This is a genomic window from Microvirga zambiensis WSM3693 (genome assembly GCF_016735695.1).
Taxonomy (GTDB): domain Bacteria; phylum Pseudomonadota; class Alphaproteobacteria; order Rhizobiales; family Beijerinckiaceae; genus Microvirga; species Microvirga zambiensis.
Genome location: NZ_JAERQD010000100.1, coordinates 1 through 13,696, shown reverse-complemented (window position 1 = coordinate 13,696; position 13,696 = coordinate 1). Strand labels below are relative to the sequence as shown.

Below are 13,696 nucleotides of genomic sequence, written 5' to 3'. Positions count from 1 at the left end.
TCGATCCGACCGCCGCTTTCGAATGCTCATCGCAACCTCCTCCTTCAGGGTGTTGCGACGACCGTTTGAATCCGTCCAGTATTGTTCGATCGCGTATCAGGCCGAGCTGAGGAAGCACGGCATCCGGATCTCGATGTCGGGCAAGGGAAACTGTTACGATAATTCGGTGGTCGAGACCTTCTTCAAGACCTTGAAGTCCGAGTTGGTCTGGCGCACCGTCTTCCAGACGAGAGCTGAGGCGAAGGCGGCGATTGGTCGTTATATCGATGGCTTCTACAACCCGGTCCGGCGTCATTCGACCCTGGACTATGTCAGTCCGGTTCAATTTGAAAGGCTGGCCGGACCGCTACAAAACCGCTCTCCACTAAACTGAAGCAAGACCACAGAAGTCCTATCCCAATACCCTGGATGGCATTGAGAGAGCAGCCGCTTGGGTGATGAAGGTTTCCAACGCCTCAGCCTTGGCAGTTCATGCGATTCTCGAGCCTACAGCGGCCTACCAAGAACTGGGTGCCGCTAAAGGCATCCCGGTTTCCCTTGTCAGCTCTGCCCAAATCCGCAACTTCGCCAAGGGCATGGCAGTCTTGAGCAAGACCGACCAGATCGATGCGCTGCTCTATGAGGCAGCCCAGGTGCTGCTGACCCGGGTGCAGAAATGGTCGTGGCTGAAAGCCTGGGCCGTGAATGTGGCCCGACGGCGCGGCCTGCAAAAGGCCATCGTGGCTCTGGCGCGCCGTATGGCTGTGATCATGCACCGCCTCTGGAGCGATGACACCGAGTTCCGCTGGGCCAAGGAGGGTCTCTCGGCAGTCGCCTGATCGCTCAGAACAATCGCCTGTCAGCCGAAGAGGGCGAGATCCAAGATCCGCCCCCGGTGAGAGACGTCACTCGCGGGAGGATGGATGAGGTGATTTCACTCGGGCACTTGTGTAGATCGTGTTTTGTGCGATCAGAACGCGCAACTGATCGGGCCACATCATTCTTCTGATCCCAAACTGGGAGAGCCACAGAGCAGATCCCGAAGAGAAGCAAGAACACGCGAGTGACATCAGACATCGGAGCGGTAAAGCAGCCCGAAAGCGTTTGACCTTGAACCGCCGAATAGAGAAGTGCAGGAAAAACGCCCTTCGTCAGCTACTCGTCAGCTACCCAGCCTATCCAGGCAGACTAAGCATTCTCAATCTGATTGGACGTGGGATATGACAGGCATTGGCGGAGCTGGGAAATCGCACGTTGGGGGTTCTGGAGCCGACACCACGTCAGAATCGAGCAGTTCGCGCTCGGAGACACGTCTTGCCCCTAGGGAAGGCAGCCAATCGTTCGACTCCGTCGTGGAGCGGATGCGCTCCCGACCTCAAGATAGAACGGCGCCGCTCGTGAGCCAGCCACCAACTTCGGGTGTGGCAGTCCCACGAGGCGACGAGATCAAGGCAGCAAAACGAAAAATGCGCCGCCTATTTGAGGAACTTGACGCTCGCCGCAATGCGGCTATGCAAGCCCAGAACTCGACGGAGGAGGCGCAGGAGCGGATTGATCAGCTCATCGGTGCAGTCTCAACAGTTCTCGACTACTACGCGAGCCTGCCCCCGCAGGTGGCGCGTAGCATTCTGTCCGATGATCAAGTTCGTCGACTCCGCGACGAGGCGGTCAATGCAGCGGGCCAATGCAACAACCTGGCTTCCGCGACTATCTACGAGTTGGAGGCGCGCAGGAAGGGTGCAGCAGGCGTGCTCGACAAGCTGCGAGCTGACAAGGCTTCGCCCGACCAGCTGAACCGGGCCGCTTCAAGTGTGGCGAAGCACTACGTAGCCTGCATGGAGTGGTGGGGAAAGAAGGCATGGCGCATGGAACGGATGCAGTCCGTCTGCGCCGCCACTGCCAACTTGCCAAGCGCCACGCCCGAGATGCGGAAGGCCGAAGCGGCGGCACTACGCCATAGTACCGGCTGGGCACTTAATACGAAGGTCATGTATCTGCACTCGCGGATCGCTCTCGCGCAACTTAAGATCGAGTCTCAGGCGAGTACGGTCGGACCAGCCGTGAGGCACATCCTCATGGGTGAGGACGGGCGGGTGCATCTGCTGGGAACCTTTATCAAGGATACACTTCCGGCATTCGTTTCGACGAAAGACGCTGTTATGAACAGCAAAGGACAAGCACTCGACGCAGAGCACTGCGCCGTTCTGGAAGGAGTCATGGAGCGGCTTTCGGAATTTGCATCAGAGGTGCATGGCATTGTTACCGGGCTAAGGGATGCGGGAAAGGGCTCCGAACTTCCATTGGAACTGTTGGACCAGATCGTCGAAGGTGCTTGGGGCACCGCGCACGAAGTCACGCAACTCCTGGCAGCGCAGCCAAAGACGCCAGCCATGATTGAACTGCCGGCCCGGGCTGCGATACTGGAAAATTCTCCCGTAATGGCTGAGGGCCACGCGGCGCGCAGGAAGGGAAAAGGCAAGCGCACACCAGCCGCAGGCGAGGGGAGTTCGACGGCTGGGCTGCCCGAGTCCAAACTCGCCAAGCGCGACGCGGACACTGCCCCGACAGCCAAGATTATCGTACTCTCGGATCTGGGTACGAAGAAACTCGCGAGCGCGGAGGAGGCACACGCGAGGGCGTCAGCGTCGGCAGTCGGACATCTGGAGATGTGGCAGGCTCCACCCTCCAGGGAAGCACTGACCGGATTACTCGAGCGATTGGACGAGCTGCTGCAGTTCGATCTGCCGGCTCAGCAAAGCGCCGTCTCGCAAGCGCGCCAGATGAAGCCCGAGAACGCCGACCACGTCGTGGATCTCGTCGTTAAGCGCCTGCAGAAGCAGTCCGCCGAGATTGAGGCCTGTGTAGCCGCGCTGGAGGACCCTCGCCGACGCGTCCTCCTCACGCCCGTGCAAGTGCGCGAAGTGCACGACAAAACAGTCCGGCTCAAGGCGATGTTGTCCCAAGCGCAGGGACAGGCAAACTCTTTGAACGCCCGAAAGACAGCGATCATGATAGATTGTATGAAGACCTACGCCTTTCCGTCGCAGAAGTACCTTGAACAGCTCCGGGCGGCCGAGGAACTGGCGCCCGTGGACCGACCGCGCGCCTTGAAGAGCGAGCCAGGGACACTGTTCGAGATCAGGCTGCAGCCCAAAGCGCTGCGCAACGGTGCGACGCCAAGCCCGATGTGGGTGCACATCCATACGAATCGGCCGGTATATGCGGGGCAGTTGGCGACGCTGGATGATGCCGACTTCGCCGCCTGCCACGTGAAGTCCAATGAACAGCGCGGCCACAATCGGCAGTGGCAGAACGCCCGGGCTGCGATGGGTCACGAGAATGTCGTGATTCACCGTGGCAAGCTCACGCCCACGTTCTGTAAGTCCTTGTTGAGCATCTCCGCACGGTATCCCCTTCCCGAGGCGGAGCACGCGTCGATACAGTTCGCGCGCCTCGGGATGTAGTTACCTGAGTGTCTCGCGACAGAGTGTCGCTGTGGTGACGCCATCAAGTAGACCGTTATCACCGAGAGGAAATCGTTGACCAGCGTTAATGTCGCCCAGAAGTCAGGGGAAGAACTCGCGATCAATGATCCTACTTTCTTTGCCAAACGCACTTTGATTGTCGTGCCGGACGAGAGATGGCCGGCTGCCTACGCTGGCCGCGGGCTGGTGACATCCGCTGAGGTCGTCAAGTCCCATTCGGACTTGACGACAGGTAAGGATCGTGAAGGAGGACACGCCGCTCGACTGCTTGGGCATCCTGCAGGTCACCCGGGTGTTTGCCCCCGGCTCTTTGGTTGCCGTCCCGACCGGCGAACAGAAAATGCCTGATGGTAACTTCGACGGCGACACCGTCATCACCGTCGCGGACCGACCGCAGCTCTATGAGCAAGTGCGCGAGTTTGATGAAAAGGGGCACGCTCTCGGGCTTTCGTCGCTGAAGCCGCCAAGGTCGCGTACCCTGGCCCTGGACGGTGACAACGACCAGTTTGGTCACGCTAGCCAGATCCGGGCTGCGACGCGAAATGTCCTAGAGACCTACAGCGGCCTGCAGCGAAACTCTCTGGCTCAGTCCCGTGAAACACGATGCTGGTTTGCTGAGCGCGTCGTCTTTGGCACCTAATGATCTTCACGGAAGGCCCGCAACGGAAAGGCCTGCGTGCCGAAAGAAGCTGGTGATCATCTTGGGTCGGCGTTTCAGGCGGCTGAACTCGCGACGGGCCAGACGATGCAGGTCGTCGACTGAGCCAGGCAGAGCGTTCGCCATGGCACGCTTGACGAGCGCATTGCATTGCTCCTCGGGATCGAGCTCTGGTGCATAGGCCGGTAGATAGGCCGCGGCATAATCCTGCGGTTGGGCCGCAAGGGAGGCGATGGTTGCTCGTGAGCGGTGGGCATTCAGCCGATCCCAAACCACAAGCAGCGTCGTGCCGACCTTCTGGCGGAAGAAGCGCAATGCCTGGATGACACAGCGGCTCGAGGTGCTCGTGCGGACGTGGCGCGCATAAAGCCTCCCATCCGGCGTGATCGCCACGATGCTCGACACCTCCCGCCGTTTGCTCACCCGCCGCAGCACCGGGGTCAGCCCGCGCCGCGCCCAGGTCGTGCCCGGCCGGATCCGGAAGCTGTGGCCCGTCTCATCCATGAGCAGGAGGGTCCGGTGCTCCCGCTGCGCCTTTTTTTCTAGGACGGCAAAGCTAACTGGCAGGCCTGCTGTTCGAGAGCTGCCAGGTAAGCGATGCGGTGAAATCCGTGCTCACGATCACGCGAAACGCGCACCTTGAAACATCCGACAAGATCAGGTCCCTTCAGAGAAAGCTCTATCGGAAGGCGAAGGCGGAGCCCGCTTTCCGCTTCTACATCCTCTACGACAAGATCTGTCGCCAGGACATTCTGCGCCAGGCCTACGCGCTGGCCCGTTCCAATGCGGGAGCGCCGGGGTGGACGGTGTGACCTTCCAGCAGATCGAAGCGTCGGGGGTAGAGGCGTGGTTGGCGGGCTTGCGCGAGGATCTCGTCTCGAGAAGGTACCGGCCCGTTCCAGTGCGGCGGGTGACGATCCCGAAGCCGGGGGCGGCGAACGTCCGCTCGGCATCCCGACGTGGAAGGCATAATGCACCTCGTGCGGTAAGCGTTGGGGATGTCGGATGAAGGTGTCCTGATTTGGCAATCCAGGTCCGAAGGCGTTGATCCAAGGCGGCATCGATCGTGATCGCGTACGGGCCTTTCGGCCTGCTTCGCGTAGGGGAGATAATACCGCGTGCGATCCAATAATGAACGACCCAGAGGCTGACGCCATAGCGTTCCCCCACTTGGCGCACGCTGAGGCTGCCGGCCGGCGGTTTGGGCGCAGAGATCCGGTGCTTGTAGCGGATCCATCGGATGGCGCCGACCGTAAAGGGCTTGCCTGTCGCATTGCGCTGACCTTCCGCGCGAAACAGGGCGACAATGTCACCATCAAGGTGATCGATTGACAGCCCGCGAATGCGCGCGACAAAGGCCTCGGGATACCGGATCGCCTCAGCCCGGTTCTGTGGCAGCCGGAGTGGCAGGACTTCCGTCTCGCCCCCTTGCCAGCGAACGTGCAAGCGGACGATCTTCGGCTCCGGTCCCCGCGTCACGGTGATGTCGCGCACCAGCAGGCGCAGGATGCGCTTGCGGTCCCGTGCCGTCGTGGTTGGCGCCGACCACAGGCGAGGAAAGTTCTGGGCCAGCGCGAGGATCTGGCGCTTTTGCTCGGCGGTGACGGCGCGCATCGTCTTGTGTTCAAAGGCCGCGAGCTCGGCTTCGAGATCATGCAGGCGCTGCAGGGCGTCGTTCCAACGTGTTTCGAGCGTCGCGGCGATCAGCCGGTTCGCTGGATCGACAGCTTCGTAGCGCCGCTCCGCCAGCTCGGCCTCGTAGCGCGCCCGCTCGATCCGCATCCGCCACTGCGCGCCGACCTCGCGATCCCGTTCTTCCAGGTTCGTCAGCGCTTTGAGGGCGAGCTCGATCGTTACCGGCGTGATGGCGCTGACCAGGCGATCGGTGATGGCCTGATCGAGCGGCGCTGACGGGACACTGAGGCAAGCGCGGGGTGCCAAAGCCTCGCGGTGCTTCCACACACATTGATAAATCGGGTAGATCCCGCCATTGCCGGTATATCGGACGCCGAGACGGCGGCCGCACACGCCGCAGAGGAGCAAACCTTGCAGGAGGCACAGGCCTTCGCGCACGGGACCAGGAAGCTCTTCGCCATTGGTGCGATTGGCCGCCAGACGCTCCCGGTTGACGACGAACCGGTCGGCGGAGATATAGCCCTCGTGATGATCGGGGATCACGATGCGCCAGGCGTCCTGCGGCATCAAGCGCGACCGCGAGCGGATCTCCCCGGAGGGCTCGACCTCTTTCGACGATTGGTATCGCCCGAAGACATAGAGGCCGGCATAGGATGGATTGGCCAGGACGCCGAGCACCCGCGAATGGGTCAGCCGGCCCCAAATCAGCTTGCCATCCCAGGCGCCGCCATACGCCCGGCGTGGGAAGCGCAACCCGAGTTCGTTAAAGCGTTGGACGACGCCAAAGGCCGTGCTCTCGCGGGCGAACAGATCAAACACCATGCGCACGGCACCCCTGACCTCCTGGTCGGGATCGATCACAATCTGATCGCCGTCCCAAACCAGCCCGACCGGCAAGGCGAAGCGCAGCTCACCCTTGGCAGCCTTGTTGAGTTTACCGCCGTGGAGGCGCGCGCGGATGATGTGCAATTCCGCCTGGGCGAAGGTCCCCTTCATGCCGAGGATCACGCGAAACGCGCAGCTACTGGACCACCGCCTGTCAGAATTGCCCGCTCAAGAGCCGCTGCACCACCGCTCCGCAGCGGCGGATCACGCGCTGGGAGCATGAGGATGTGCTGGAGGCGGTGCCGCGCCGGCTCGATCTGAACCCAGGCGCGATGCGCCAGCGGCGGAAGGTGGTCGAGCATCCGTTCGGCACGATCAAGCTGCGCATGGGGGCGGTTCACTTTCTCCTGAAGCGGCTGCCGAAGGTGAGGGGCGAGATGGCCCTGAACGTGCTAGAGCGCGTTGACATTCATTTGGTCCAGATGAATGCGCTGACGAGGCAAAGGAGTGACATGAACGCCCGTGGGGTCTGTTCGTAGCGGGTGGCGATGCGCCTGAAGTGCTTGATTTTCAGGAAGAAGCGCTCGACGAGGTTGCGCTCGCAATAAAGGGCATAGTCGCAGGCGACTTGCGGCGATGTTGTCCTGGGCGGGATGACCGGCACGGCATCCTGACTCTCGATGGCCTCGCGCAACGGCTTGGCGTCGTAGCCCTTGTCGCCCAAGACATGGTCGGCGGGAAGATCAGTGATCAAGGCTTCAGCCTGAGTGATATCGCTCACCTGTCCCGGCGTCAGGATGAAGCGGAGCGGATTGCCCAACGCGTCGACGACGGCATGGATCTTGGTGGTCAGCCCGCCGCGGGAGCGTCCGATCGCACGAGCCTCACACCCCCCTTTTTGCCCGCCGCATGCTGGTGCGCCCGGACAATGGTTGAGTCGATCATGATGTATTCGAAGTCGGGCTCATCGGCCATGGCGGCAAAAAGCCGATCCCAGACGCCACTCTTGGACCAGCGCGAGAAGCGAACAAAGGCGCTGTTCCAGTTGCCGAAGAGATCCGGCAGATCTCGCCACGGTGACCCAGCTCGAGCCAGCCAGAGCACGGCTTCCACGAACAGCCGGCTATCGACCGCCGTTCCGCCAGGATCCATGCGCTTGCCCGGCAAGTGCGGTGCCATTCGATCCCACTGGTGATCCTTCAAAATCAGACGAACTCCGCGCACCAAAGCCTCCGCTCCCAAAAGGAGCTTGAACCAGAGTTGCGAGTCCGTGGGAATCCTGAATGTCAACGCGTTCTAGCTTTGCCATCCAATTTTTTCTAACACCCGTCAGCTTATCGAAAGCTGGCGGCTTTAGCTTGCGGAGGTGGATGCCTACACGGCATCGCCGCCCGTCGACAAGTGAAGATAAACGCCGGAGTACCTGATGGTCTCAGCAATTGGAAGTTTTGGCCGCTTCGGTGGATGCTTGGCCCGTGCAGGAGGCCATGGAACGTCTGATCCTAAAAAGCCGTCTGATCCTAACGGGCCGGCCCGAGGGCACGGACCGACTGCCAACCCGTCCGCTTCTGGTGACTGCTCGCAAGCTGCATCTGAACAAGAAGCTTTTGAACTAGCTCTCAGTTCCGTTGCGCTCACTACAATAAACGATGTCATGGCTGATGCCGAGGAGGCTATGGCAGAGACCGAAGAGGATACCTGACGCTGGATAGTCGTCAGGAACCAGCGTGCCGTTGATGACGGCACAATTCGAAGAAAGGAAAGCAATATGTCTAAGGTTGGACGTGGCAATGGTGGCGGTGGTAATAATACCATTTCGACTTCTGGGAGCAAAGAAACCTCATCTTCTGGGGCTGCTGCGTTTCAGGGCCAACTTAAGGAGCTGGCGAAGGTTAGCGCGGAGGCTACGTCTAGGAGTATGGACCTGCGCGTTCTTACGACGCAGCTCACGACAATCAAGAAGGTGGCGGACGAACGCGTTTCGTAATGCCAAGAGCGGTCCTCAGGTAGTCTCGATCGCACCACTTGGTGGTGCGATGTGGAACTGAAATGAGCCGCACGGCAATTGCCGTGCGGCTCTTCTCCCTGTTCGGAAGAATATCTTTGAACGACGCGGTTTTCCTGCATTTCGAAGTTCTATCGGGCCTCTATTGCGGGCTGACCGGACAGTTGGCTCCAGGAACGAACGTAATTGGTAGTAGCTTTGATGCCGACATAGTCTTCGTCGAGCAGGGACTCGCGCCGCATCATCTTAGTATCACTCTTCGTGTCAATTCGATCGAGGTCGAGGCCCTTGCAGCCGGATGCAATGTGGAGAGCAGCGGGAACATTGCCGCGGGCGAGTGTAGTGTTGTTCCTCTTCCAGCTGTCACTGACCTAGGCGCGATGTCGATACTTTGGTCAGTACAGGGTGCAGAGCCAGCTGGTTCAAGCATTGCGCCCCGCCTCTCGATCCCTGTGCCAGCCTTGGTGTTACTGGGTTCGATCGGGATCGGAGCGGTCTCAGCGATTCTCTCCTACTACGGCAGCGCCGGGGCATTGAGCGCCAATTCACCTGATGCCAGACCTGAATCCAAACTGACCTACAACCTAGGTGATAATCAGACTATAGTCGCGGCGGCCAGAGACATGCAACAGGAAGTTGACAAAGCAGGCCTGCTCAACATTAAGATCGGCTCCGCAAAGGGTGTTGTTACCGCTGAAGGCACCGTCACGTCTGCATCCGCCACGAGTTGGCAGCAGGTTCAGCAGTGGTTTGATCAACGCACGGAGGGCGCTCTAACACTGGTCAATAGAGTGATAACCAAAGAGGAGAAGTCGCCGTCCGCAATCGCAATTGAAGCGGTTTGGCGCGGGCCCTCGCCGTATGTTGTCGTCAAGGGCGAGAAGTATTTCATCGGGGCTCTTTTGGACGATGGATGGACAGTCGATCGGATCGAGGACAGGCGCGTGCTGCTGAGCCGAAATGGCCGTCTCGCTTCTCTCGCGTATTAAAACTTTCCGGGCTCTCAGGAAAAATTAAAGGAGAACTCCGATGGCCAAGCGGCCACACCGACCCTGTCGCCTTCGGAAAATCGGGCAGTGCGTGAGGGCGTTGTCGTCCTGCGGAGCCAGATGCGGCGGGTGCTCTCGCCCCGTCAGAACCGGAAACAGTTTGGCCGGAGGCAAGCCAATGGCGGGACGGAACCCAGCGCAACGCTCCAATGGAACCGGCCGCGTCTCCAACACCGGTGGTGTCGTGCTTATACCCAAGCCGCAGCGCAATTTGCTCGGCACCCTTTCCTACCTCCACCTTGCATGCCTGCGGAGTGCGCGAAACCTGCTCCTGCTACGGTTCGCTACTCATGCTGAGTTCCGGGTTGTTCAACTGTTGCAGTTTCTCGCCTATGCGCTCATCTCGGACGGCTTCGGCGGTGGGAGCCTCACGGTCCTAGACAGAATGGATGCACCCGGGGACCAGCCGTTTTCGCGACCTTTCAGTCTCAAGCGTAGTAATGCGTGGTGAGTCTTCGAAAGCTGCGAAGCAGAATAGCGATCCTCAAACGATCACGAAGGGAGCCTCCATGGCCAACATCATGCGTAACCTGATCGAGCGCGTGCCGGCCCGCCCGGACCTAGCGGTCGCTCTGATGCTGCTCCTGGCCATAGCTATGATGGTAACGCCAATACCTGTTGTAGTGATCGACGCCCTGATCGGATTCAATATGGGATTGGCCATACTGCTGCTAATGGTTGCTTTGTATATCAGCACGCCACTTGAATTTTCCTCTTTGCCCGGCGTCATCTTGATTTCAACGGTATTCCGTCTGGCGCTCACCATCGCGACGACGCGAATGATCCTAGCGGAAGGGGAGGCAGGTAGCATCATCCACACGTTCGGTGAATTCGTGATCTCAGGCAATATCGTGGTGGGTATTGTCATATTTCTAGTCGTGACCATGGTGCAGTTTATCGTCCTCGCGAAGGGCGCCGAACGGGTAGCAGAAGTGGCAGCGCGCTTCACGCTCGACGCTCTGCCGGGCAAGCAAATGGCGGTCGCCGCTGAGTTACGGAACGGCCAAATCGATGCCGACGAGTCGCACGCACGGCGCGGCGCACTGGAGAAGGAAAGCCAACTTTACGGCGCTATGGATGGGGCGATGAAATTTGTGAAGGGCGACGCCGTCGCCGGGCTGTTGATCATTTTCATCAACATGCTGGGTGGGATCTCGATTGGCCTGCTTTCGAAGGGTATGCCCTTCGGCGAGGTGCTGCGTCATTATACCCTGCTGACCATAGGTGATGCGCTAATCTCGCAGATTCCCGCCCTGCTGCTCTCAATCACCGCGGCGACCATCGTAACTCGTGTAATCGGGGCAGGGAGCCTCAACCTTGGGACCGACATAGTCAATCAACTCACGGCCAGTAAACGAGCATTGCGGCTTGCGGCCGCCGTCTTGGTTGCGATGGGGTTCGTTCCTGGTTTTCCTCTGCCAGTCTTTCTTATCTTGGCCGCGATCTTCGCAGCGGTAAGCCTCGTTAAGGGTAATATCTTAGGCGTGGGAAACGTCGATGCCACAACTGCAGCGCCAGTGGAGCGTCAGAACCAAACCATGCCTGCGGAGGCATGTCCGATCGCCATCTTCCTTGCGCCGAACCTTATGCATGCGATCGACCAAGTCGAACTACAACAGCACATTGCACGCGTTTCGCAGCTAGTCTCGGCCGATCTCGGCATTATCGTTCCCCGCATCCCTGTCGCTGCTGATCGTCAGTTGCCAGAGTCACAGTTCAGGATAGATATCGAGGGTGTGCCGGTCGAGCAAAACTCGACTAGTCCGACACAGTTAACGCTTCAAGACGATCTTGCGAACGTTGAATTGAGCGGCATTCCCTTTCAGCATGATTCACAAACTAACGTTACCTGGGTCGAACAAAGCCATGCACCGGCTCTCAAGGCTGCGGGCATCGGGCATCACCAACCTACCGAACTCCTCGCGTTACGTGTCCAAGCGACGTTGACCCGCTATGCACCGCGCATGATCGGCATCCAGGAGACCAGCCAGCTGTTGGGCCGGATGGAGCAGGAATATGCTGATCTGGTGAAGGAGGTGCTGCGGACGACACCGATACCTCGGATTGCCGATGTACTGCGCCGCCTGCTTGATGAAGGTGTCCCGATCCGCAACCTCCGCGCCGTCTTGGAGGCACTTGCCGAATGGAGCGAACGTGAGCAAAGTGCCGCCCTTCTAACGGAATATGTGCGATCTTGTATGAAGCGCCAGATCTGTCACCGCTATGCCGGCAGACATGGAATCTTGGCCGCCGTCATCATCGAACGTGAGACTGAGGATGTGGTGCGCAATGCGGCTCGGGATTCGGCTGCAGGCCCCAATCTCGTACTAGAGGACCGGCAACGCGAAGCGCTGCTGTCACAGATGCGTCAGGTTCTTTCCAGCACGGCGCCGGATCAGACTAGCCCTGTCGTATTAACTTCGATGGATGTCCGACGCTTCGTCCGCGGTTTTCTCATCCAAAACGGGATCAATCTCACTGTGCTATCTTACCAGGACCTTGCGCCCGACTTCACGATCCATCCTGCCGGATCCGTTACGCTCCGCCTGGAGACACTAGTAGACCGTGAGGGGAAGCTCGCGATGTCCGCATTGCCGTCAACTGATGGCCAAGGCACTTGATGGAAGGTAAGAAGCAGACATGAATTGGCATGGGAATAGAGGCTCTGCGACATTGCTTTCCTTTCGCTTGAAATCAGTTCTCTTCGCCGTACTCGCCATCCTGCCTCTGGGCGGTTGCGCGAGCTTGAATAAGCCAGATCTTTCAGTTGAGGAGACGTCATCCCCAGCGTTGGTTGGCGCCGATCACATCGATCCGGCTATGCGCGAACGCATTATGCGCGCAGTCGTTCAGAAGTCTCAAGTGCCGACTTCGCGGAATTTGGAGCAGCATCCGGATAGTGTCGATGCGGCGATCAGTCTTACGAATGACCTGCTGGCGCAGAAACGCCAGCAAGAGGCGCTTCAGGTACTCGATAGCGTCTTAGTTGCGGACCCGGATAACTTGCGCGCATTGAATGCGAAAGGAGTTGTCTTGGATACTCAGGGGCGGCATGACGCGGCACAAGCGCTATATCGGCAAGCCCTCAAACGGGAACCAGGAAATCAGATGGTGCGACACAATCTTGACCTGTCCCTGACGTCTGACGGGAAGTCTGAACCGAGCGCGTTGGCACCGTCGCAATAGCTGTGCACTGCACCAGACGCGATGCGCCTGGACTTGCTTCGAAAAAGATACTGCTGGCGAATTCGCTTTGGAGCTTCCGAGGCGGCTGCCAAGCTTCCAGAGCGGACCACCGGCGCTCTGCATTCGAGCGCTGCAGATCAGCTCTCTGGCTGCGAATGAAGCGGCAACATGCAATTCGCCAGCAGCATCGAAAAAATGGAGAGCCTCTCATGAAGCAGGAGGACTTCCATGCCCCACACGCGCTTTACGAAGGAGTTCCGGGACGAGGCTGTGCGGCTCGCCCTGACCAGCGGCCGCAGCCGGCGCGAGATCGCTGCGGATCTCGGCATCGGCCTGTCGACCCTGCGCCACTGGCTCGATCGCCGTCGCGAGCGTGCGATCGACGATCCACCCGAGGAGCGACAGGAGGACATGGCCGCCGAGCTGAAGCGGCTGCGGCGCGAGAACGAAATTCTGCGCCAGGAACGGGAGATCCTCAAACGGGCCACGGCTTTTTTCGCCAAGGAGGGAAGTCGATGAGGTTCCACTCATCGATGCGGCGAAAGAGAGCTTCCCCGTCACCCGTCTGTGCCAGGTGCTCGGAGTGAGCCAGAGCGGCTACTTCGCCTGGAGATCCCGTCCGGCCAGTCCGCGCCAGAGAGAGGACTTGGTGCTGCTGGCTCATATCCGCTCGGCCTTCGCGCGTTCGAAGGAGACCTACGGCAGTCCCCGTATGACTTGCGAGTTACGGGGTGACGGGCTGCAAGTCGGTCGCCGTCGGACCGCTCGGCTGATGCGGGAGAATGGGCTCAAGGCCCGTAAGCACTCGGTGTGCGCCCTCTTGTGAGAGCGCTGTTTGCGCGTGACGTTCTGACCTTAAGGCTCGCTTTAAGGT

Annotated in this window: 9 protein-coding genes and 3 pseudogenes; 9 read left to right on the top strand and 3 right to left on the bottom strand. The window is 59.7% G+C overall.

Features of this window, described 5'->3' with window-relative positions; all coding sequences use genetic code 11:
• The 4 genes and pseudogenes from JKL46_RS32215 to JKL46_RS32200 form a co-directional block, all read left to right on the top strand.
• A partial coding sequence (locus tag JKL46_RS32215; protein ID WP_246529684.1) for an IS3 family transposase occupies positions 1–373 on the top strand: 373 nt, incomplete at its 5' end.
• Positions 374–614: 241 nt separating this feature from the next.
• Positions 615–818 (top strand): annotated as a pseudogene (locus JKL46_RS32210) (IS110 family RNA-guided transposase); the annotation flags it as partial.
• A 381-nt stretch (positions 819–1,199) separates the two neighbouring features.
• Positions 1,200–3,443: a hypothetical protein gene (locus JKL46_RS32205; RefSeq protein WP_201842321.1), complete on the top strand. Its 2,244-nt coding sequence runs from the start codon at positions 1,200–1,202 to the stop codon at positions 3,441–3,443.
• Positions 3,444–3,705: 262 nt separating this feature from the next.
• The gene (locus JKL46_RS32200; RefSeq protein WP_009494079.1) at positions 3,706–4,104 is read left to right on the top strand and encodes a hypothetical protein; all 399 of its coding nucleotides are present in this window, start codon (positions 3,706–3,708) and stop codon (positions 4,102–4,104) included.
• 6 nt (positions 4,105–4,110) lie between these two features.
• Here the strand turns inward: JKL46_RS32200 and JKL46_RS32195 are convergent, their stop codons facing one another.
• Positions 4,111–4,626, bottom strand: a complete 516-nt coding sequence (locus JKL46_RS32195) for a transposase (RefSeq protein ID WP_201842320.1) — start codon at positions 4,624–4,626, stop codon at positions 4,111–4,113.
• Between the two features lie 153 nt (positions 4,627–4,779).
• Positions 4,780–6,753, bottom strand: coding sequence for a recombinase family protein (locus JKL46_RS32190; RefSeq protein ID WP_201842319.1), 1,974 nt, complete (start codon positions 6,751–6,753; stop codon positions 4,780–4,782).
• Positions 6,754–6,773: 20 nt separating this feature from the next.
• Between JKL46_RS32190 and JKL46_RS32185 the strand changes: the two are divergent.
• A pseudogene (locus JKL46_RS32185) lies at positions 6,774–7,037 on the top strand (transposase); the annotation flags it as partial.
• 14 nt (positions 7,038–7,051) lie between these two features.
• Here the strand turns inward: JKL46_RS32185 and JKL46_RS32180 are convergent.
• Positions 7,052–7,761 (bottom strand): IS5 family transposase gene (locus JKL46_RS32180; RefSeq protein ID WP_246529683.1). Its coding sequence is split into 2 segments (ribosomal slippage): positions 7,052–7,482 and positions 7,482–7,761, totalling 711 coding nucleotides; the frame shifts between segments, so codons are not numbered across the junction.
• A gap of 924 nt (positions 7,762–8,685) precedes the next feature.
• Between JKL46_RS32180 and JKL46_RS32175 the strand changes: the two genes are divergently transcribed.
• The 4 genes and pseudogenes from JKL46_RS32175 to JKL46_RS32160 form a co-directional block, all read left to right on the top strand.
• On the top strand, positions 8,686–9,576 hold the full coding sequence (locus JKL46_RS32175) for a SctD/MshK family protein (protein WP_040637791.1): 891 nt from the start codon (positions 8,686–8,688) through the stop codon (positions 9,574–9,576).
• A 569-nt stretch (positions 9,577–10,145) separates the two neighbouring features.
• The gene (sctV, locus tag JKL46_RS32170; protein WP_009488805.1) at positions 10,146–12,257 is read left to right on the top strand and encodes a type III secretion system export apparatus subunit SctV; all 2,112 of its coding nucleotides are present in this window, start codon (positions 10,146–10,148) and stop codon (positions 12,255–12,257) included.
• Positions 12,258–12,276: 19 nt separating this feature from the next.
• Positions 12,277–12,822, top strand: a complete 546-nt coding sequence (locus JKL46_RS32165; protein WP_201842317.1) for a tetratricopeptide repeat protein — start codon at positions 12,277–12,279, stop codon at positions 12,820–12,822.
• Between the two features lie 228 nt (positions 12,823–13,050).
• Positions 13,051–13,624 (top strand): annotated as a pseudogene (locus JKL46_RS32160) (transposase); the annotation flags it as partial.
• Positions 13,625–13,696: the final 72 nt, after the last annotated feature.

What these genes read in the sequence shown, in the direction of transcription:
- JKL46_RS32205 (WP_201842321.1), top strand. Translation starts at nt 1,200, where the DNA reads ATGACAGGCATTGGCGGAGCTGGGAAATCGCACGTTGGGGGTTCTGGA.
- JKL46_RS32195 (WP_201842320.1), bottom strand. Translation starts at nt 4,626, where the DNA reads ATGGATGAGACGGGCCACAGCTTCCGGATCCGGCCGGGCACGACCTGG.
- JKL46_RS32190 (WP_201842319.1), bottom strand. Translation starts at nt 6,753, where the DNA reads ATGAAGGGGACCTTCGCCCAGGCGGAATTGCACATCATCCGCGCGCGC.
- sctV (WP_009488805.1), top strand. Translation starts at nt 10,146, where the DNA reads ATGGCCAACATCATGCGTAACCTGATCGAGCGCGTGCCGGCCCGCCCG.
- JKL46_RS32165 (WP_201842317.1), top strand. Translation starts at nt 12,277, where the DNA reads ATGAATTGGCATGGGAATAGAGGCTCTGCGACATTGCTTTCCTTTCGC.